The sequence below is a fragment of the Streptomyces sp. NPDC005423 genome, assembly GCF_040606415.1.
Taxonomy (GTDB): Bacteria; Actinomycetota; Actinomycetes; order Streptomycetales; family Streptomycetaceae; genus Streptomyces.
The window spans coordinates 21,906-42,528 of sequence record NZ_JBEXET010000057.1 but is presented as its reverse complement, the minus strand read 5'-3'; the positions used below and the strand labels follow the sequence as shown (position 1 = coordinate 42,528).

General features: G+C 66.9%; 17 protein-coding genes and 2 pseudogenes. 15 read left to right on the top strand and 4 right to left on the bottom strand.

Going from position 1 to position 20,623, the window contains the following annotated elements; translation table 11 throughout:
• A pseudogene (locus tag ABZT12_RS35295) lies at positions 1-989 on the top strand (hypothetical protein); the annotation flags it as partial.
• Between the two features lie 198 nt (positions 990-1,187).
• Here ABZT12_RS35295 and ABZT12_RS35290 read toward each other — a convergent pair.
• A complete protein-coding gene (locus tag ABZT12_RS35290) occupies positions 1,188-2,300 on the bottom strand; it encodes a hypothetical protein (RefSeq protein ID WP_356392613.1) in 1,113 nt (370 codons plus the stop codon).
• A gap of 254 nt (positions 2,301-2,554) precedes the next feature.
• Here ABZT12_RS35290 and ABZT12_RS35285 point away from each other — a divergent pair, with 254 nt between their 5' ends.
• Positions 2,555-3,088, top strand: a complete 534-nt coding sequence (locus ABZT12_RS35285; protein ID WP_356392611.1) for a hypothetical protein — start codon at positions 2,555-2,557, stop codon at positions 3,086-3,088.
• 74 nt (positions 3,089-3,162) lie between these two features.
• Here the strand turns inward: ABZT12_RS35285 and ABZT12_RS35280 are convergent, their stop codons facing one another.
• Positions 3,163-4,683, bottom strand: coding sequence for an ISL3 family transposase (locus ABZT12_RS35280; RefSeq protein WP_356392609.1), 1,521 nt, complete (start codon positions 4,681-4,683; stop codon positions 3,163-3,165).
• Between the two features lie 327 nt (positions 4,684-5,010).
• On the opposite strand from ABZT12_RS35280, the pseudogene ABZT12_RS35275 reads away from it, so the two are divergent.
• The 4 genes and pseudogenes from ABZT12_RS35275 to ABZT12_RS35260 form a co-directional block, all read left to right on the top strand.
• Positions 5,011-5,322, top strand: a pseudogene (locus tag ABZT12_RS35275) (hypothetical protein); the annotation flags it as partial.
• Between the two features lie 365 nt (positions 5,323-5,687).
• On the top strand, positions 5,688-7,307 hold the full coding sequence (locus ABZT12_RS35270; protein WP_356392606.1) for a trypsin-like serine protease: 1,620 nt from the start codon (positions 5,688-5,690) through the stop codon (positions 7,305-7,307).
• 117 nt (positions 7,308-7,424) lie between these two features.
• A complete protein-coding gene (cseB, locus tag ABZT12_RS35265; RefSeq protein WP_356392603.1) occupies positions 7,425-8,204 on the top strand; it encodes a two-component system response regulator CseB in 780 nt (259 codons plus the stop codon).
• 1 nt (position 8,205) lies between these two features.
• Positions 8,206-9,564, top strand: a complete 1,359-nt coding sequence (locus ABZT12_RS35260) for a HAMP domain-containing sensor histidine kinase (RefSeq protein ID WP_356392600.1) — start codon at positions 8,206-8,208, stop codon at positions 9,562-9,564.
• A 230-nt stretch (positions 9,565-9,794) separates the two neighbouring features.
• Here the strand turns inward: ABZT12_RS35260 and ABZT12_RS35255 are convergent, their stop codons facing one another.
• Together ABZT12_RS35255 and ABZT12_RS35250 are read right to left on the bottom strand one after the other, a co-directional pair.
• Positions 9,795-10,511: an HAD hydrolase-like protein gene (locus tag ABZT12_RS35255; protein ID WP_356392597.1), complete on the bottom strand. Its 717-nt coding sequence runs from the start codon at positions 10,509-10,511 to the stop codon at positions 9,795-9,797.
• A complete protein-coding gene (locus ABZT12_RS35250) occupies positions 10,508-11,896 on the bottom strand; it encodes a helix-turn-helix transcriptional regulator (protein WP_356392594.1) in 1,389 nt (462 codons plus the stop codon). The genes ABZT12_RS35255 and ABZT12_RS35250 overlap by 4 nt, the downstream gene beginning before the upstream one ends.
• A 776-nt stretch (positions 11,897-12,672) precedes the next feature.
• On the opposite strand from ABZT12_RS35250, the gene ABZT12_RS35245 reads away from it, so the two are divergent.
• From ABZT12_RS35245 to ABZT12_RS35205, 9 genes are all read left to right on the top strand, one after another.
• On the top strand, positions 12,673-13,638 hold the full coding sequence (locus tag ABZT12_RS35245; RefSeq protein ID WP_356392591.1) for an ATP-binding protein: 966 nt from the start codon (positions 12,673-12,675) through the stop codon (positions 13,636-13,638).
• Positions 13,639-13,934: 296 nt separating this feature from the next.
• A complete protein-coding gene (locus ABZT12_RS35240; RefSeq protein WP_356392588.1) occupies positions 13,935-15,227 on the top strand; it encodes an ATP-binding protein in 1,293 nt (430 codons plus the stop codon).
• A 32-nt stretch (positions 15,228-15,259) separates the two neighbouring features.
• Positions 15,260-15,763, top strand: a complete 504-nt coding sequence (locus tag ABZT12_RS35235) for a roadblock/LC7 domain-containing protein (protein ID WP_356392585.1) — start codon at positions 15,260-15,262, stop codon at positions 15,761-15,763.
• On the top strand, positions 15,760-16,155 hold the full coding sequence (locus ABZT12_RS35230) for a DUF742 domain-containing protein (protein ID WP_356392583.1): 396 nt from the start codon (positions 15,760-15,762) through the stop codon (positions 16,153-16,155). Before ABZT12_RS35235 ends, ABZT12_RS35230 begins: the two co-directional genes overlap by 4 nt.
• A 3-nt stretch (positions 16,156-16,158) precedes the next feature.
• Positions 16,159-16,737: an ATP/GTP-binding protein gene (locus ABZT12_RS35225; protein ID WP_356392580.1), complete on the top strand. Its 579-nt coding sequence runs from the start codon at positions 16,159-16,161 to the stop codon at positions 16,735-16,737.
• Between the two features lie 185 nt (positions 16,738-16,922).
• Positions 16,923-17,387: a GAF domain-containing protein gene (locus ABZT12_RS35220; RefSeq protein WP_356392577.1), complete on the top strand. Its 465-nt coding sequence runs from the start codon at positions 16,923-16,925 to the stop codon at positions 17,385-17,387.
• 95 nt (positions 17,388-17,482) lie between these two features.
• Positions 17,483-18,715 carry an acyl-CoA dehydrogenase family protein gene (locus ABZT12_RS35215; RefSeq protein ID WP_356392574.1) on the top strand — a complete coding sequence of 411 codons (1,233 nt, stop codon included), beginning with the start codon at positions 17,483-17,485 and terminating at the stop codon, positions 18,713-18,715.
• On the top strand, positions 18,712-19,647 hold the full coding sequence (locus ABZT12_RS35210; RefSeq protein ID WP_356392571.1) for an SAM-dependent methyltransferase: 936 nt from the start codon (positions 18,712-18,714) through the stop codon (positions 19,645-19,647). The genes ABZT12_RS35215 and ABZT12_RS35210 overlap by 4 nt, the downstream gene beginning before the upstream one ends.
• Positions 19,648-19,745: 98 nt before the next feature.
• Positions 19,746-20,579: a zinc-dependent metalloprotease gene (locus ABZT12_RS35205; RefSeq protein ID WP_356392568.1), complete on the top strand. Its 834-nt coding sequence runs from the start codon at positions 19,746-19,748 to the stop codon at positions 20,577-20,579.
• Positions 20,580-20,623: the final 44 nt, after the last annotated feature.

Below are 20,623 nucleotides of genomic sequence, written 5' to 3'. Positions count from 1 at the left end.
AGGCCCCGGTCGAGTCCCTGATGCCCCTGCGGCTCGCCCGCTACGGCGTCCCGCTGACGGAGACGGCCCCCTCGGGTCTGGCGGCGGCCGGCATCAAGCCCGCGCTGTTCCCGCCCGCGCCGCAGCAGGCGCAGCAGTTCGAGGTGCCACACGGCGCGGGGCCGGATCTGGCTGCGGCTCCCCAGCAGCAGTCGGCCGAACAACTCCCTCTGCCCCAAACCCTCCAGTCGCCCGAGCCTGTGGAGCAGGCGCAACCACAGCAGGACCAGGTCCCGGGCAACCGAAACCCGTGGCTCACGGCCCCCCATAGGAACACCCTCTACGAGGTTGACTACGACCCGTCCTACGAGCCGCCCTTCGACCTTTCCTGCGCTTTGGAGCAGGAGCACCGGCAGTGGAACGAGGAACCGTCTGTGGGACGATCCGTCACCGATGAGGGGGCAGCGTCGAGCACCCTGGCCCCGGACGGTACGACTGCGGTAGTGCCCGAGGGTTCCCCGGCCACCGGCCAGGAAACGGAGCCCCCTTCTTCGCGGGAGGTCGTTAGGCTGGAGGAGGAAACGATGTCACCGCTGCGCAATCTGTCCTCGGTCGATCGTTACCTCCTTGCTTGGCAGGACTTTCAGCACCAGCAGGGAAGAGAGCCAACCGCCGCCGAGCTGTCGGCGTATCTCGCCCGCCAGGGGATCGTGGACGGTGAAAACCAGCCCCTCAAAGCAAAGACTCTGGCCCGTTATTTTCTGCAATTTCGGATATACATCGTCTGGGCCGAGCAACGAGCCGCCGATGACCATCCAGCCCTCGAATGCGTCGTTAAGGAGCTTGCACAACGCGGCATAACAGCCCAGTACAACAAGCCCATCCACGTGCGCGACCTGGAGAAACAGCGCCACAGGTTCGAACACCGCTGGCACGCGCTAAGCGAGGCTACTCTCAGCGGCCTACCAATAGGTGAAGTTGAGCGACGTCAGCCCTTTGGACCTGTATAGACGATCTGAAACGGCAGTTCGTGAATCGCTGCGAGGTCCTCTCGTCGCCTGATGGTGTGGGTGCGGCGGGGATCCGCTGGTCTGGCTTTGTTCACGAGAACGGACAGCAGATGTTCACCACTTCGGGAGGCACCACTACCTGGTGCTGTTCGATTGCGCAGCTCCGGAGCGTGAGTACCGGCGTCGTCTGGCAGTCAGCTAGAAGAGACCGGCTTGCATGTGGTGCGTGAGGTTGTCGAGGATCTCGCGCAGCCACGGGCTGCGGACCGCCGGCAATCGGACCAGGGTGTGCTGGAAGGTTCCCGGGTCGGCTCGGAACAGGTGGTGGGAGCGTGGCGGGGGTGGGTCGTCGCGCAGTACGCCGTCGGGCATGGTTCCCGAGGTGGGGAGGTAGAGGTGTGGTTCGGGGAAGGCCATACACATCCATATCCCGAACGGCAGTGGCACCGGGCGTGCAGGTGCGTCCGGGCCGGCTGGGCTCCAGAGTTCTCCCGTCTGCGGGTGGGTCGGCACGAGGATCATGTCGGCGTCCGGGCCGGGGGCGGACAGCCCCGGACCGGCCAGGACGGCGCGTCGCGCTGGCTGGTCCGCGGGCAGCAGGGCGTCGAGGGCGCGTTGGAACACTTCCGTGGTCAGGCCGGGCGGGACCGTCACCGGTCGGCCGTCGGAAGCTGCCAGGAGGTGGGCCAGGGCCCGACCGGCTGCCGCTTCCCACTGTGGGCTCCATGACCACCAGTGGTCCAGCCCGAGGAGCGAGCCCCATCTGCTGATCGGCGCCATCGGGGGCGTGGCTACCCCCTCCTCCAGGAGTTCCTCCCAGGAGAGGGTTGCGGAGTCGGAGTCGGTGTCGTCCACGGGGAGGCGGTTCACGGCGCCCGGCGCGAGCCAGACCGCCTGCCAGAGGGAGCAGTCGTCGATCCGGCTCGCCACCGGCAGGCCGCACGCCTCGCATGCCAGGTTGGAGCCGTCACCCCAGTCGAGGCCGCAGCAGTAGCCGCCGGCTTCGTGCGGGATGAGCACGGTGCCGCGCGTATCCCCGGGGGCGATGACGACGGTGCCGGGTGCGCTGTCGGACAAGGCGTAGAGCGGAGCGTAGATACCGCGGGCCGCCGCCTCGTCCGGGTCGATCTCCCCCCACCTCCGCCACGGCGGCCCCCAGGGCTCCGGTTCCACGGCGAATGTGCCCGACTCCATGAGCACCGGGAGCTGGATCCCGTTCCCGTACTTCTGATGGGCATGAACCGGCAGCGCGACCGGGGACAGCGGGATGGTCAGCTCGGCGCCACATCCCGCACACACGAAAACGAACAAATGTCCTCCGCGAAGAAAGCAGGGGGCATCGTCGCAGCTCTGTGGCGGACCTTCCACGTGTTTTCGCATCCGCGGCGCGGGACTGTGCACGGCCACGGTGTGTAACGCAGCGTTCGAATCCCCGACGTGCCGGGTGCCTCCCGAAGTGGTGAACATCTGCTGTCGGTTCTCGGGCTCTGGTCCACTTCTTGTGGAGACTCACGGATAGTGATGTCAGTGCCGTGTGGTGAGATGGCCGGACTATGTGGTCTGTCGTGAACAACTCCGAACGAGTGCAGTGGCACTACACCCCCTTCGAGAGCGTGGGTCCGCTCCGATTCGGCATGAGCCACGAGGAAGCCGACACCGCGATGGAGCTGCAGGGGTTCGCTGGAATCGCCTCCTCCATGCCCCAGAGACACGGCGCCCTTGTGCTCCAGGCGGTCTTTCGTGAGACAACCACCCCGGCGTACACGAGGGCCGTCACCGTCTACTACAGGCAATCCGGCGGGCTGGCCTGTGTAGTCGTTGACGCACTGTGTGGACCACTGGTCTCGATGGAGGGGATTCAGTTGGTTGGACGGGTGCCATCCGAGCTGGCGGGTGAGTTCCACGAGTATCAGGAGGGGCTCGGCATGGACCCCACGTTTTCCGTCGAGGGCGATCCGGCGTCGGACGAGCTTGGAATCATGCTCCGTGCGCAACGAGCCGACGACATCCTTCTGTCACGGCCGGTCTTCGCGCGATTCGACGGCTGGGCTTACACCGTGCATGACTGCATCCCCGGAGACGAGTGGACTGTCCGCTGACAATGCCGCGGCTTCAGGCCGCGCGCCAGCAGTCGCAAGGTCAGCGACGCCCTATACGCCCCTGACTGCATGCTTCACGAGTAGAGCAGGACGCGCTTGCGGAGGAGTTCGAAGCCGGCCCGGCCGAACATCTGGCGCTTCAGCATCTTGATCCGGTTGACATGCCCCTCGACGACTCCGGAGTTCCACTGCTGTGTGAGTCCGGCGGTGACGGCGTCGAGGTCGCGCTCCAGGTGCCGTGCGAATCGCTGGAGGCTGGGGAGGTCTGAGACGGTCGCGGCTTCGATCCATGCCGGCAGCTTGTGGCCCTGCAACTGAGTGAGCATGTGGGCGAAGGAGCGGACGTGTCCGGCGAGTGCGTCCAGTTCGGGGCAGTTCGCCAATACGTCCTTGAGCTGGATCCGGTCTCTCTCGGTCAGTCCTTCGGGACGAGTGAGGATCCAGCGGGTGACGGTTCGGGAGGATGGCGGTCGGGGGCCGACAGGCTGCGGTTTGCCGCGTAGGTTCCGGCTGACGTAGGCGCGCACGTTGCCGTAGCCGTCCGAGTAGCCCTGTTCCTTGATCTCTTCCCATAGCTTCCAGGCGTTGGTGCAGCCCTCTTGCCACCGCTCGTCGAGGTAGGGCTTGAAGGCGTCGAGCTTGGTGGGGCGGCTTTGCCACTGGCCGGTGAACAACTGTTCCGGCTTGGCGGCATGCGCGAAGCGGAGGACGGTGCTGAAGCCCATGCCGAGCTGCCGGGCGATAGATCGCTTGCTGTGGCCGGCGGCCAGGAGCGCGTGGACGGTTGCATGCTTGGCACGGGTCCGTTCAGCGAACCGGTGCCCGGTCGGCCACGGCGACAACGCGGGCGGTTCCGGCGTCTGCTGGGGCTCCTCCAGCGGCTTCGGTGCTGGTCGCAGGCAGGCGCGGTGCTGGAAGACGCACTTCTCGGCGGCTTCGCCGAGGTTGTGCCAGAGGTGCCACCTGTCAGCGACCTGAAGAGCTTGTGGGGCGCCGCGGGTGGCTCCTTCGGCGTAGAAGCGGGCGCGGTCCCGGCAGATGACCTCGATCCCGGGCCTTTCGGCCAGCCAGGCCGCGAGGGTGTCCGCTTCCCGGTTCGGTAAGAGGTCCACGGGGCGGCGGGTCTCGACGTCGACGAGCACGGTCCCGTAGATCCGGCCCTTGCGCTGAGCGTATTCGTCGACTCCGACCACGCGGGGCGTGGAGACGGGCGGATCCGGCAGCGAGGTGATCAGCCTCAGCAGGGTGTTCCGGCTGACTCGCACCCCAAAGGCGTCCGACATCCGGGCGCCGGCACGTCCCGCGAGCGCGAGCCCGACCGAGACCAGCGTCGAACGCAGCCGCTCCGTCCGTCGGCCGAACCGACGGGTGAGCCCCGGCACCTGTTCGACAAAGGTCTTGCGCGGGCAGGACTCCTCAGAGCAGCAGAACCGGCGTACTCGCAGCGACACCACGACCAGCTTGCCAGCGGTTGGTAGGTCACGGGGAAACCGCAGGTAGGAGCCGTGTATCCGCCCTGACCAACACCCGCAGCTCGGACATGCCGCCCGACTGACCGTGGTCTGTGCCTCGACGTACACGACCGTGTCAGCCACGTTGACCGACCCCACCGACACGTTTTCCACTGACCCGAACAGAAGCTCATCCAGCTGCGGCCGTACTTCGCTCACGGGGCAGAACTCTCGGCCCCACTTCACCCTGGCATGACGATTTTCGGGCGACTTCGTCAGACATCCAACGCCGAGCAACAGTCACGCTGCGTACTCGGCCACAAGAAGTGGACCAGAGCCGGTTCTCGTGAACAAAGCCATCTGGTCCATTGTCCGCTGTCATCCAATCGAGGCGTTTGACAGCGAACCCAGTCGTTCCGGCTTCCTTGCCAGCGAACCTAGTCGTACGGGGTGATGCGCTGGGGGTGCTGGATGGCCGTACCTGCCGGTATGGGTCTTGCGGAGCCGTACGTCGAGCTGTCGTACGTGGATGCTGTACGCGAGCGTCGTCGGCGTCCGCTGCCGGACTGCGTGACGGCCCGGTTCGAGGACGTGGCTGCGGTACGGCTTTTTCGGTGGTCGCGTGGTGAGCGTCACTTCTCGGGCTGGTACTGGGCGGCGACGAACGGTCGGCACGTTGGTTTCGAGTCATGGCTGGAGCGGGACCGGCGTGTGCTGATGGACTTCGGTCCTGAGGTGGTGGGGATCGCCTCGCAGCCCTTCTGGCTGCACTGGCACCACGGCGAGACGGGCCACGACGGCCCTGCCGCTGAGAAAGACCGCCCGGCCAAACGCTCGAAGCGGGACCGGCGGATCGCTGCCCGCACTCGGACCACTGCCACCGACCGGCCCGTCCCTGACCCGCCGGCGGCCGAGCCCATGCCGGAAAACGAGGTTGGCACCGAGGTGGCAAAGGTCATCCCGCTGGGCCTGTTCACCGGACTCGCTGATACACAACTGAGCGGCTGCCGCGCCGAACTTGATACGCGGCAGAGACCCCCCGGAGGGCCACTGGGTCCAGGCTCGGTGCCGGACGGGACAGCCGACTGCTGTCCCCAGCACGAGCCCGCCGGAGCGATGGCCGGCGGCAGACGCAAGGGGAGCCGCGCATGCACACATCGACAGGCCGAAGGGCGGCCGCCGCCCTGACGACGGGGATCGCGCTGGCCGCGGCCCTTGTATCACCCTTGTCGGCGCAGGCAGTCGTGGGTGGCGCCGAGTCCACCCGGGCCTACTCGTTCATGGGCTCGTTCCAGCTGTCCTACCCCGCTCCGCCGCGCCCGGACAGGCATGGCTGTGGGGTGGAGGTCCTCGCGCCACGCTGGGTCCTGACCGCCAGCCACTGCGCCGGCCGGAACCCGACCAATGCGAAGGCGGGTGTCCCGCGTGGCTGGAAGGTCCGGGTCGGGTCACTGGACACCACCTCCGGCGGCGAGGTCGCCGAAGTCGACCACTTCTACCGGCTGGCGAGCAGTCGCGATGAGGGAGGGTTCTGGGGCCGCGACCTGGCGTTGATGCACCTGCGGACCCCGGTCCGGGCCAAGCCCGTGCGGATCGCCTCCACCACACCCCCGGACAACACGCCCGTCCGTATCATGGGCTGGGGCATGACCTGCGACGACAGTACCAATCCGGCGTGTTTCCCCACGCGACTGCGGGAGGCCGACACCGTGGTGCAGCCGATCTCGACGTGTCCGTCACACAACGTCGGGGAGTTGTGCGTCGGTAGCGCCGACGGCAGCGTCGCCGCCTCGAACATGGACTCCGGGGGTCCTGCGCTGGTCCGCGAGGGCGGTCAGTGGGCCGTGGCAGGTGTGGTCAGCGGCCCCGACGAAAGCGGCAAGACGCTGTACTCCGATGTCACCAGGCACGCCGACTGGATCAACGACATCATCACGGGCACCGACGTGCCCCCCGATGATCCGATCCCGGACATGGAAGGGTCGGTTGACCTGAGCGGCTGTGCGGGCTCGGTGGTCCGTACCCCCGCCTCCCGTCCACAGGACCCGGCGCTATTGCTGACCAACGGTCACTGTGTGCAGGGACAGTGGCCCGCGCCCGGAACCGCGACAGTGGACCAGCCTGCCGACCGCGAGGTGCCCATCGTCGACCGTCAGGGCTATCCGCAGACCACGGCCCGTGCGAAACGGCTGGTGTACGCGACGATGACCGGCACCGACATCGCGCTCTACCGCCTGGACAAGACCTACGCGCGGTTGAAGGCCGAAGGCGCGAAGGTCTTCCAGCTCGCGTCCGCCCCCGTGCGCGCAGGCGACCCACTGACCGTGGCCTCCCTCGGCGCCCGCTACCACTGCACCGCCGAAGCCGTAGTCCCACGCCTACGGGAAGGCGGCTACCAGATGAACAACTCAATCCGCTACACCACCATGGATGACTGCGCCCCCTGGCACGGCGACTCCGGTTCGGCTCTGCTGGCCCCCGACAGCACCACGGTCGTGGGAATCCACAACACCCACAACGACGACGGCGAGCAATGCACCGACAACAACCCCTGCGAAGTGGGCACGAACGGGGAAGTGACGTCCACGAAGGGTCGTAGCTACGGCCAGCAGGTTTACATGATCACTGACTGTCTGGCCAAGGGATCGAAACTGGACCTGTCGCGCCAGGGCTGCACCCTCACCGGTGCCCCGCCTCGTCCCGACCACCGCGACAGCCACCTCGGTGACCAGGACCCGAACCACAGCCCCCAGACCCGCGAGCCCTGACCCGACAGCATCACCGGCGAACCCGGCCCCGGCGTATGCGTGGTGGAGGCAGAATTCAGCAGGGCGGGATGCCCTGTCGCATGATGGACCTCCAGCAACTTCGTCCGATGGGGAGAGATGTCGGATCCAGTGCCCGGGGGAACCACCCTGGTGACCGCGGCGATCCTGCTCGTGGAGGACGACGAAGTGATCCGCAGATCGGTCACCTTGGCACTGGAGCGCTACGGCTACGGTGTCACCTCTGCCGGTGACGGCCTGACCGGACTCGAACTGTTCCGGGAGGGCCGCCACGACCTGCTGCTGCTGGACGTGATGCTGCCCGCCCTCGACGGCATCGGGCTGTGCCGCCGAGTCAGGGAGACCAGCATGGAACCGATCCTGATGATGTCCGCGCGCGGCGACGCCCTGGACGTGGTCTCCGGCCTGGAGGCGGGCGCCGACGACTACGTGGTCAAACCCGTCGACACCGCGGTGCTGGTGGCCCGGATCCGCTCGCTGTTGCGGCGGGCGAACTTCAACCCCGCCACTGCCCCGGCCGTGCCGCACCACCCCCCGAACGAACCGGTGGGCGGTGCGGCACGGCCGGAGGATTCCGGTCGCCCGGGCGAGCGCGCCCCGCTGGTCTTCGGCGACCTGACCATCGACACCGCCAGCCTCGACGTGTTCCGGGCGGGCGAACCGGTCGCGCTGGCCCCCACCGAGCTGCGGCTCCTGCTGGAGTTCGCCGCTAAGCCCGGCGTCGTTCTGGACCGGCACACGCTGCTGCGCAACGTGTGGGACTACGGCTGGGACGGCGACAGCCGTGTGGTCGACCTGTGCGTCCAGCGGCTGCGGAAGAAGATCGGGGCCGAGCGGATCCAGACCGTCCGCGGCTTCGGCTACAAGTTGCGGCGCTGACGTGGGCATCCGGCGCGACCTGCTGAACTGGCGTTCACTGCGCTGGAAGATCGCTGTGCTTGTCGCCGTGGCCTGCTGCGCCATCGCGCTGACCGTCGGCGTGCTGGTCCACCGCAGCACCCTGGCCCGGTCCCTGAACGACGGCAGGGCCAAGGCCGTGACGCAGCTGTCCCGAGACCTGCAGGACCACGAACGGGACGCCACCTTGCCCGACTCGCTCCGGATGTCGCCCGGGGCCATGCCCGTTGAACTGTTGCGCCGCCTCCGCGGCCCGCAGGGGCTAAGGGACGGGTATGCCACCTGGTACGACGGTGACGGCCCTGGGGACCACCCCTCGATGTGGGCGGCACAGACGTACCGAGGCAGCCCCGTGGCGGTGGAGGTCGACATGACGCCCGACCTGCTCACCCGGCGGGCCCTGGACCGGCACATGTGGAAGTACTCCCTGGCCGCGCTGGCCATCGTCGTACCGCTGTCGGCGCTCGCCGCGGAACTGCCCAACCGCAGACTGCGGCGGGTGGCGCGGACCGCACGCCGGATCACGTCCGGTGACCTGGCCGCCAGGACCGGGGCCGGCCGCGGCAGCGACGAGCTCGCCGAGATCTCCGCCACCGTCGATTCGATGGCTGACAGCCTGCTCGGGCGGCTCCTGGCCGAGCAGCACTTCACCGCCGACGTCGCCCACGAACTGCGCACCCCGCTGATGGGGCTGGTCACCGCGAGCGGGCTGCTCCCCGAGGGGGAGGCCGCGGATCTGGTCAGGGACCGGGTGAGGGTGCTGCGGACCCTGGTGGAGAACCTGCTGGAGATCTCCCGGCTCGACGCGGGCGCCGAACAGGCCGACACCCAGCCGGTACCGCTCGGCGAACTGGTGACGGAATCCGTACGGCGCACCGGGCTGCAGACACAGCTCACCGCGTCCGGCACCCTGACCACCCAGACCGACCCGCGTCGGCTCGACAGGATCGTCACCAACCTGGTCGTCAACGCCCACCGGCACGGTCGCGCACCCGTCGAGGTCCACGTGGCGGGGACCTGCGTCACCGTACGGGACCACGGCCCGGGCTTCCCCCGCCGGCTGCTCGCCGACGGACCCCAACGGTTCCGCACCGGCGCGTCCGAACGCGGCCGCGGCCACGGCCTCGGGCTGACCATCGCGCTCGGCCAGGCCCAGGTCATCGGGGCGTCGCTGTCCTTCGCCAACGCGCCCGACGGCGGGGCCGTCGCCACGCTCCGCCTCCCGCCTGACACGTCTGACGGCGGCCCGACTCAGCGGTGGGGGCCCTTCCCCTGTCAGCCGGGCCGTGATCGCTTGCCACCCAACTCAGTCGACGCAGGTCAGCGTAAGCCGAGCGACTGACTTCCCTGTCAAAGGACATCCATGGCCGTGGCCTGTTGGGGTGGCAGGGTGAGTAAAAAGGCAGCCGTACCGGAGCGATTTGCGCATGGGCAGTGGCCGTTGATCAAGCCGGGATCACAGCATGGAAGGATCGGGGTGGCGGTGGGTACCGCGGTCAGACCTGGGGTGAGGGGTGGACCAGCGATCAACCTGGGATGCGAACCGTAGAGGCACAGGCAGCGGTTTGGCCCCTACGCCAAAGTACGACCTGCGACTTCATGGATCATTTGTACGGTTCGTCCCGCGTCCGTGAGATCCCGTATGACGCGATCAGCCCCTTCGGCGGCCAAACGCTCAGCCGACGTCGTTCCGGAAGCCACGCCGATGACTTTGGCGCCTCCCTCCCGTCCAGTGCGGACGTCCTGAAGGGAGTCACCAATAATCACGGTATTCTCGCGACTAAAGGGATAGTGGTACGTCGCCTTGGCTCTTCGTTGGGCAATCCCAACCAGGGCAGGCCGATAAGAGTCGTCGGACGCGTACCCTCCGACGGAAATGTCAACGTAGTCAGTTAGAGAGAATGCGGATAGCTTTATTTCCGCGCTTGCTTTAAGGTTGCCGGTGACGATCGTTGGCACGAGCAGTCTTGACTGGCGCACAGCAACAAGGGCCTCGACAGCTCCAGGCATAAGGTGGCCCTCGTGACGCATTTCCACGCGATGCCGATTTAGCCGTTCGGGCAAGCGGTCAACCATCAGGTGCGCAAAGTGATCAGCCTCCGAATCGGGCACTCCGTTGGATGATAGGAGCGCTCGCACTGCAAGCGGCATGGTGACGCCGGTCCCTCTGGCAGGGAGTTGTAGCGCGTCACGGCCGACTACTTCGCGGAACACTTCGCGATAGACCAAACGATCAGTGTCACCGACGTAGAGCAGTGTCCGGTCGATATCCCAGAGAACCAAAATCATGCCGACGACCGGCCCTTAAGGAGTGCTTCGCCTCGTTCGAGGAGCGGGCGGACGGGCGCCGCGCTCTCAAACTGACGAGCTTCACGCAACATCGTGCGTAGATGTTCATCGAGACGAGCGGACTGAATCCCATCCACCATAGTAAGTACTTCCTGTCCGGTAGCACAGCCGGCGTCGACATCGCCCGCTCGCATCTGCGCTGTTGCAGCACGGGACAGAAACTGAGCCCTCGTGCGCGTTTCATCTCGACGCAGCACACCGCGAGCTGCAGCGAAGGCGTTGGCCGCGGCAGCGGGACGTCCCAGTTCGAGAAAGCAACTGCCTCGCTGGCCCAAAATTTCACCAGTGTTAATCCAGTACAGCCAGTGCGGGTCGTCCTCGCCAGGCCCTACGGCGCACAGCGTTTCCGCTTCCTCAAGGGCAGCCAGCGCGTGTCGCCCCTCGTGGAGCCGCGCGTGCCCCCGGGCTTGTCGCGTGAGGAGCATCGCATGTAGCGCCGGGGCGTCCTGATCATTGATGCTCTGGCGTGCTGTCCTGGCAGCGGCGACCGCATGGCGAGGGTCGCCGACCGAATAGCCGTGAATGGCAAGGAATGAGAGTGCACCGGCGCGGAGCCTTGAGTCCGTAGATGCGTGCGCTGCACGCAGCGCGCCAAGGAACAACCGTTGAGCCTCTTCATGTTGACCGCCATCAAACGTATACCAGCCGGTCTGGATGGCCGTGTCAGCCGTTACCGCCGCGAGCTGTCGCCCCGTCCGCTCGTCATAGGTTCCAGTCTTCATGAGCCCCAGCAGGACCTGCAAATGTTGCTTGGCCGTTCCGGCCAGAGTCCCGCTGCCACTGCTCGCATCCAACTGCCTCAGTGTGTTTGTGGTGGTTTGTAGGGATGTGAGGAGTGGATTGGTCACCCGTGTTCCATCTCGCGCGCCCAGGGCCAGCGCCTCTGTAGGGGCGATGGCCGATTGTAGGACGTATTGAGTGAGAGCGGCTCCGCTCAAGGCGGTCAGTACACGTCGACGCTTCATGGGACCTCCGACAACGGCTTCAAGTGACGTCACCATACGATCCGCCGTCCACGGCATCGCAGGATCCAGTGCGTCGGAAGCCGCTGTCCGGTCCCGCTCCACAAGGGGCGTCAAAAGAAGCGGCCGCAAGTCTGAGGGGAGGCCCATACCGTTGAGTAAGCCGATGATGGAGTCGCGGCCTCCTAGCTGCTTGCGGCCGTTCTCAAGGTCCGAAATGTACGACTGAGTGAACCCAGTCAGGGCACGTACATCCATCTGGGACAACCCTGCCCGCCGGCGCAGCAAGCGCATTAAATCTCCGAACTCCCAGGCAGCAAGGGATCGTTGCACCTGCTCGTCGCGCCATGCGCGGTCGGGCACCGTGGCCGCAGTACTTGTTCGCGAGCACGGCCCACACACGGGGTCCGGGTTGTACTGGCTCAGCATGTTCCCGCATTTACCGCACACACGAATCGGCATCTTCACAGCAGCACCTGTCGTACCGAGATAGGTCGTTCTTACTTCTGGTCACAGACTATGCCCAGATCGATATCGCTGTAGCGATATCGCCACGGCGATGCATGGCGATCTACACCGCCGTCAAACTCGTGCCACGGCCGCAGCAGATCAAGCAGCGACTTGAAGGCAAGGTCCGCCGACGCGGCTTCGGAAGGGATTGTGGTGTTTGAGCCCTCACCTGTTCATCTTGTCCTGGTCGCGCGAGATGCGGAGATAAGGCAACCCGCGACGACAACCAACGGTGTGACAAGCCATCTTGCCGTCTGGCGCTCGCGCTGCGAGCTTGAGGCAGGAGTCAGACTCATCATTTCAGCTGTGGAACCGCAAGGTAGGAAGTTCCAATTGACTGTCGTGAGTCCTACAGCCCACAGCACCGCCTCTGATTCTGGCGTGCGGTCGCCCCACCCGATCACTCGTCGACTCCCAGTACTGCACGTAGATCCCGGGAGGACACACAGGTGGCGTGACGATGCCGTACTGAAGCATCTCCCTCAACACGGCTACAAGTTCAATCAGTCCCCCCTAGGTGTGCACCCTCTACGTGGTGCTGGTTGCGCTGTCGATCGTGACGGAGTGGAACAACTGACGAGCCGACCCCAGTTGTATGTGCGCCTATCAGACGCTCGGGGGTCCTTCACATGACATCTGCACCCCCAACGCAGAAGTGCTGTGACCAGCGAGGTTTCGAGGTATCCATTGCACGCTGCCCGGATCCGGACTTTGGTGACCTCTCCCCTGTGAATGCTGTCTGGCCCGCCCGCCTCCGGCGCATCGCCCGTGCCGCCCTCCGCCACTGGGGCCGTTCATGCCTCAGTGACGTCGTTGCCTTACTGCTCTCCGAACTCGTGACCAACGCTCTGCGCCACGCGCACGGAGACGACATCGGTGTCCGCCTCTACTTCCGGGGGGCACAGTGCGTGATCGAGGTCAGAGACGGTTCGTTCAACCGCCCGGTGCTGCGTCACGCCGGCCTTGCCGACGAGAGCGGTCGCGGCCTCTTCCTCGTCGATGCGATGGCCGAGTCCTGGGGCGTCAGCGATGACGGCACGACCACCTGGTGCGTCCTCTCCCCTCCGCAACTCACGCTCCCATCGGAGATCAGCCTGATGCCGTCCACGTACCAGAGTGAAGCCGCTCGACCCGAACCCGGCGCCGGCCTGCACGAGTTCCTGGTCGTTCCCACGGGTGAGGAACTGCCCCTTCGGTGGGAGGGGGTGCTGAACGCAGTGGAGAGTATCGGCAGCGATACCCGGATCCAGGTCCACCCTCGCCTGAGAAAGGCCGGCTGGCCGGGGAACACCGACGCGGCGGCGCGCGTGTGCGGTGCGCTGATGGACAACGCGGCCCGGCATGGAAAGCCGTTCGATGGCAACGTAGTCCGACTGCGGCTGATGTGCCTGAAGGCTACCGACGAGCTGGTTATCGAGGTCGACGACGCCGGCCCGGGGTTCCCAAACTTTGGCAAGGCAACAGGGCGGGACCTGAATGGCGGCCCCCCGCTCAACGGTCTGGAATGGGCTCTCCATTACCACGGGCGTCTCGCCTGGCGCCCCGCAGAGGACGGCAGCGGCAAGACCGTACAGGCCGTACTTCCCCCCACGTGATGTGCGGCGCGTCCAAGTACCGATCACCCGTTGTTTCCGCTCCCTTCTATCCAAACCAGATGTTGAGGATCCCTCCCATGTCTGACGGCGTGTCCCCCGCTCCCCCTGGCACCCACCGCCGACACAGAGCACGATGCCCGGACCGAATCGACCCCCAAGTCCATGACCCGATTCGGAAAGCAACCACCACACCGCTGATCACTCACGTCTCGTTACTGAGCGCCGCCGCTGTCGGCCGGTGGACGATGCACATTCCGACCGGGTCCCTCCTGGGCGTGCTCGGCTGTGGTCTCGCCGTGAGCTGGTATGTGGCCCGCAGCCGAGCACGCTCTGCGGCCTCGGAGGTTGAGCGTAGGACCGAGGAGCGGGCTGCGCAGGTCACTGAGCAGCGACAGCTGCGGCTTGCGGATGCGATCCATGCTGCGCAGAAGGCCGCGCTGGGGGCGACCGAGGAACTGCGCCGCGGTGGGAGTGTGGCCGTGCAGAGGGACCCCTCCCCCCGGCCCGGCGACCCCATGTCCTCCCTGGAGTGGCAGCTGGCACAGCTGAAAGTGCAGATCGTCAACGCTCTGATCTCCGTGCATACCGACTCGCAGCCGGCGGTGCTGTTGGATGTCCTGCGATGTCTTGCACAGCGCGAGCACGCGCTGGTGGAAAGGGCGCTTGCCGGGCTCAGCGAGCTTGAGGGCCAGACCGACGATCCGGAACTGCTTGACCGTACTTTCAGGATTGATCACCTGGTGACGCGGGTGCGGCGCCACATCGAAAGCATGGCAGTACTGGGGGGGCAGTCGCTGCGGGCGACCAGCAGCGAGGCGTCACTTTCGGCCGTGATCCGTGGATCGGTCGCTGAAGTCGTCGATTACGCGCGGGTGGAGGCAGCGCCGGGCGAGGTGGGTTTCAGGTTCGGCTTCGCCAAGCATGCTGGCCCCGAGCTCTCGCATCTGCTGGCCGAGCTGATCGAGAACGGGCTTGTTTTCTCCCCTCCGGACACGAAGGTGCAGGTTCGGGCGCAGGAGGTACCCAAGGGGCTGGCCATCGAGGTCGTCGACCGTGCGTTGCGGATTGAGCCGTCGGTCCGGGCGCGGCTCAACCAGCTGCTCGCCGAGCCGGACACGGTGGACGTCGGGGCCCAGGTGCGTGCGGGCCAGATCGGTCTCCTGACGGCGGCGAAGATAGCGCAACGGCACGGCCTGTCGGTGGAGTTGGTTGAGAACTCGATGGGTGGCACCACGGCTCTCGTCGTCGTTCCGGGCAGGCTCCTCGTTCCGATCGATGTGGATGGTCCCGAGGTCCGGGACGCGCCTCCTGTACAGCCGGCTCGTCTGCAGCGACCCGCGACCAGCCCCGCGTTCCAGGGCAGATCGGCGCCTTCGAGTGCTTCTGTGGCGGCCGAGCGGGCTGACGGGGGGCCGCCGCGCCTTCCCCGCCGTAATCCGGAAAGAGGCTGGGACCGCATTGCTTCACAGGAGCGGCCCCAGGGCTCGGCAGCGGTGGCCTCCCCCGACCTGGCTGCCGCCTTCCGTTCCGGCTTTGACCTGGACGCGGAACAGACCTGCTCGTCTGGCCAGTCCCCGATCTCCTCCTGACGCACCCCCACCGTGACTACGCCTGGAGCTTCATGATGATGTCCACCGACCGCCCGACCGGTACTGCCAGCATCCCGGATCCCGAGAGTCCCCTGTCAGCCATGGACTGGCTGATCGCGCGGTTCACGGACGACGTCCCCGGGGTCACGCACGCGATCCTGGTTTCGAAGGACGGCATGGCCCTCCTGTTCGGCAACACGGAGAAAGACTGGGCCGATGGGCTGGCCGCCGCGGTCTCCGGCCTCGCCAGTCTGGGAGCCGGCATCAGCGGCCCGACATGTCAGCTCGTGGTTCCACAGCAGATCATCATCGAGCGTGGCGACTGCTTCATCTTCGTCCAGAACGCAGGCAGCAGCACCCACTTCAAGAACCACAATGGCCTCGGGAAACCGAACCGGGTCGACACCCTGCTGTGCGTGATCGCCGACCCGAACGCCCACCTCTCCAACGTGGGCTTCGAGATGAGCAGGCTCATCAACCAGTTCGCGCCGTACATGCAGATCCCGGTCCGCGTCGTTCCCGGGGCCGAGGCGTGAGGGTTCCCGGCCCGCGGCGTCCTGCGGACAGGGACGAGTCCGGGTTCGTCAGGCTCTACCTGATGACCGGGGGACGCACCCGGCCAGACCACATGCTGGGCGTGGACACCGTGCTGGAGGCGGGCCCCGGACGGCTGGCACCGGGGCAGCCACAGGAGTGCGGCCAGATCCTCACCCTGTGCCGGGCACGGCCGAGATCGGTCGCGGAGATCGCCGGCACCATCCAGCGCAATCTCACCCTGACCCGCGTCCTGCTCGGTGATCTCGTGAACGCCCAGGCCCTGGTGGTGCCCCGCGGCACCGTGGGAGACGACGCGCAGTTCCTCGCCGCAGTCGGCGCTTCCATGCGACGGATGTGGCCTGATGCAGAGTCATTCATGAGGGCAGGCTGACCGATGACCCATACACGTTTCAAGGTCCTGTTCGCGGGAGGATTCGGGGCCGGCAAGACGACTGCCGTGCGTTCGGTCAGCGAGATCGAGCCGCTGACCACCGAGGCTGAGCTGACCGAGGCCGGCGAGAGCGTCGACAGCCTCACCGGGGTGGAGGCCAAGACGACCACGACGGTCGCTTTCGACTTCGGCCGCAAAACCCTCCCCGACCCACAGTTCCCTGTCGAGTTGATGCTGTTCGGTATGCCCGGACAGGAGCGCTTCTCTCCGTTCTGGTACGACATCTGCGACGGAGCCGTGGGCGCCGTGATCCTGGTCGACACCCGCCGTCTGGACACCAGCTTTCCTTCGGTCACCTTCTGCGAACAGATCGGCCTGCCGTTCATCATCGCGATCAACCACTTCAACGGCTCCTACGAACACAACCCGGCCGACGTCCTCCAGGCCCTCGGACTAGACCCCCACACCGTCCCCGTGATGACCCTCGACGCCCGCCAGACGCCCCAGGTCGCTGCAGCCCTGATCACTCTCGTCAGCCACGCCCTTGCCCGTTTCGTCGCCTCGACTCTCCTGGAAGCCTGATGACCTCTCACCCACCCTTTACTCCCCCACCGTTCATCCCGTCGGCCCCGGCGTTACAGCTCAGAACACCGCTCCCGCCCGACGTCGTCGTACCTCCAGCCGGGGCACTGCAGACACCGGCCATCAGCGGGCACCTGGCGCGGCTGATGGCCGAGGATCGGGCCCGCCAAGATGTGCTCCGGCGGTTGGGCGTACCGACCGGACCGACCGAGCTGATGGACGAGATCGCCCGCGAGCTGGGCGGGAAGACCGGCTTCGCCTACGCCTTCGTCAACCCTGTGATCGACAGCACGCAGACCTTCATCGGCCTGCACCAGCCGCCCGCCAACTGCGGATTCGTCACGGTCGGCCGGACCATGAGCCGCCAGCATGGCTGGTGCCCTGAAGTGATCCGCCGCAAGAAGGGCCTGCCCCTGCCCGACGTGCGTGTCCACCCCCGCTTCGCCGGCAACCACGTCGTCGACGCAGTCGGCATCCGGTCCTACTTCGGTGTTCCGCTCCTCGACGGCCAGAGCGGCGTCGCCTGGGGCACCGTGTGCGTCATCGACCCCGAGCCCCGCCCTCTGAGCGACGCCCGCCGCCTGCTCGACCTGGTCAAAGAGGCCGGCGCGGAGGTCCTGAACACCTTCACTGGCGCGCATCCGCACTGAGCTCCGCCTCGCCACCCCCACCCATCACCCCCGCCGTCCGGGATCCGGCCGCGCCTGCCTTGTTGCGACCCCACTTTTTGGAGAGGGACGACGACATGCCCGACACACCACCCACCGCACTCATCCCCTACCTCACGCCCACCCATCACCGCTTGTGGTGTGAGGCGGAGAACTTCGCCATCTACCAGATCGCCTCCCGTGTAGGGCCGATGGAGGCTGCCGCGCACAAGGTCGAACGCAAAGCCGCTCACCTCATGGCCGCGCAGGGTTGGTTCGGGGTCACCCTCCCCGTTCAGTACGGAGGGATGGCGGCCGGGCATGTCGCCAAGACGGTGCTCATCCACCGGGTCGCGGCCGTCTCGGCCGCAGCCGCCACGATCCTCCAGGCCGGGCTGATTCCCATCGGCGCCCTTCACCACTGGGGCACTGTCGAGCAGAAGAGGAAGTGGCTTCCCCGGGCCGCCGACGGCTCCGTCCTGCTGTCGATCGCCGTCACCGAGCCGGACGCCGGCGGCCGGATCGGCGGCATCGAGACCGTCGCCGAACCTGCGGACGACCACTGGGTGATCACCGGCGAGAAACTGCACATCGGCAACAGCCACCTAGCCAATCTCCATGTTGTCGTCGCCCGTACCGCCCCGCCCACATGCGCCATCAGGCAGTCCTTGACCGCGTTCCTCGTCGAAGACGACCGCAAGGGCGTCAGCCTGGCCCCGCACCGCAGGCGTCTGGGACTGCACGGCTTCTCCCTCGGCCGCCTGGCCCTGGAGCGAGTCCGTGTACCGGCCGGCAACGTCCTGGGCGAGGTCGGCCAAGGCTTCGACGTGGCGATGAGCAGCAGTGTGCTCTACGGCCGCCCCAACTTGACCGCCGTCAGCCTCGGCCTGCACGAGGCTCTCGTCGAGACCACCGCACAGTGGCTGGACAGCCGTCCCCGCTACGGCGGCCGCCTGTCCGATCTCCCGGTCGTCCGCGACCGCCTCGGCGCCATGCAGGCCCGCCTCCAGACAGCCCGGGTCAGCGCCTACCACGCGGTGCATCTCCTGGACCGCGGCATCGCCTGCGACAGCGAACTCATCAGCGCCAAACACACCGGCCACGAGCTCGCTCGCACCTCCGGCCAGGACGGCATGGAACTGCACGGCGCACACGCCCTGGACGGCGACTACACGCTCCAGCGCCTGTGGCGCGACATCCAGCACACCTACGCGCCCGCCGGCACCGGCGAGTTCCAGCGCATCCACCTCTCCAAAGCCGCTCTCAACATCCCGGAGATCGAGTGGTCCCAGTACTTCACCGCAGAGAGGGCATGGACCCCCGCCGCATGACCACCATCCCCACCACCCCTCCCGCTCCTTCTCCCCAGAAAGCGGTGCGCAGCAGGCCCATCGCCGGCCAGCACAAGGCTGGCCGAACGTTCGGCGCGCCGACGCGGCGCGCCACCCAGATTGCCCCGCTCTTCGATGCACCGTCGGACCTGCCGCTGCCGACGTCCATCGACACTGGCCGCCCCCACTCCGCCCGCGTGTGGAACTGCCTGATGGGCGGCAAGGACCACTACACGGTCGACGAGATGGCGGCCGCAGCCCTTCTCAGCAGTGCGCCCCAGGTCAGGGACATGGCCTGCCAATCCCGTGACTTCCTGATCCGGACGGTCACTCACCTCACTCGTGACTGCGGCGTCCGCCAGTTCCTCGACATCGGCGCAGGCCTGCCCGCGGCCCGCAACACCCATGAGGTGGCGCAGCAGTTCACGCCGGACGCCGCGATCGTCTACATCGACAACGACCCGATCAGCGTGCTGCACGCACAAACGCTGCTCTACGGCACAGCCCAAGGCATCACAAAGGCGATCAACGCCGACCTGCACGACCCGGACGAGATCCTCCACGCCGCTCGCCGGACGCTGGACTTCACTCAGCCCGTCGCCTTGCTCCTCATGGGCGTCCTCGGTCACATCCCGGACTACGCCGAGTCGGTGGCGATCGTCCGGCGCCTCAAAACTGCGCTCCCCCGTGGCAGTTACGTCGCGCACTACGACGGCATCAACAGCGACCCGGGCCTGGTTAAGGCGCAGCAGGCCTACAACGGCTCCGGGGCCGCCCCGTACATCCTGCGCAGCCCCGACCAGCTCGCCCGCTATTACGAGGAACTCGATGTGCTCCGGCCAGGCATCGGTCCGTGCGCCCTGTGGCGCCCCGATCCCTCCCTCTCCACTGCGCCGGCGGACATCTCCGGAGGGGTCGGCCGCACTCCGTAGACCGTGCCGGCCGGCGGTTCCACCTGCTGCCGCGGCTCGCCCGGCGACCGCCCGCCCCTATTTTTCCCTTCTGTTCACCACTCACTGGAAGATTTTCCATGCTCCCCGTTCCCGTCCGCGTACACGACGCGACCAGCGCCCACCCGGAACTCGCCGATCGGATCACCGCATTCCTTACCGAGGCACTGCCACAGGTGGCGAAGGTCAGCTCCTTGCCCGCGCCCCAAGCGGTTTCGTTCCAGCTTTTGGACACGCCCGCCTTCATTGCAGAATATGTCGACTTCGCGCGAGGGCATCTGCTCCGCGTCACCCGCGACCTGTCCCTGACAGACCGCGAACACATACAGCTAGACCATGCAGCGCCCCCGATCCTCTGGGCGTGGCGGCGAGGAGACTGGGCCATCAGGCCAGGGAGGATCACCGCTGATTCCTACGGCCGACCGACAACACTGATCACCGTCCCAGGCCTGAAGGCCGGCGGCCTCCTGCACGCCCCCGACCATCTCGACCACCTGCTGCTGGTCTTACTGGCCGAGCAGTTCCAAGTCGCCGCCAGCCAGGGCCGCGTCGTCCCAGTACTCAACTGGCCGCTCACCTTCCCGTATCGGCGCGACGCGGTCGGACAGCTGAGCGACGGACACGCGCACTGGGTCGCCGAAGCCATCCAGCGGCAGTTACCCCCGCGCTCCTGGCCTCAGCGCTCCCCGGCGTACCTCCTTCAGGCGGCGCTGGAACCTGTCCTTGAGTTCGCGTGGATGCCATGGCTGCTACGACGCGCGGTGCGGTGCGTGGAGCAGGCCATGCTCGCGGTGGGGCCGGAAGTGTTCAACCAGGTGTGGAACACCCCAGCCCTCCTTCCGACGCTCAGCGAACTCCGCCGTCCCGCAACGTGGGCCGACCGTCTCGCCGACGCCCCGCTCCCCACCGCCTGACCACTCGGGGAACGAGGCCACCAGCTACCCAGAGGCACCTGGGC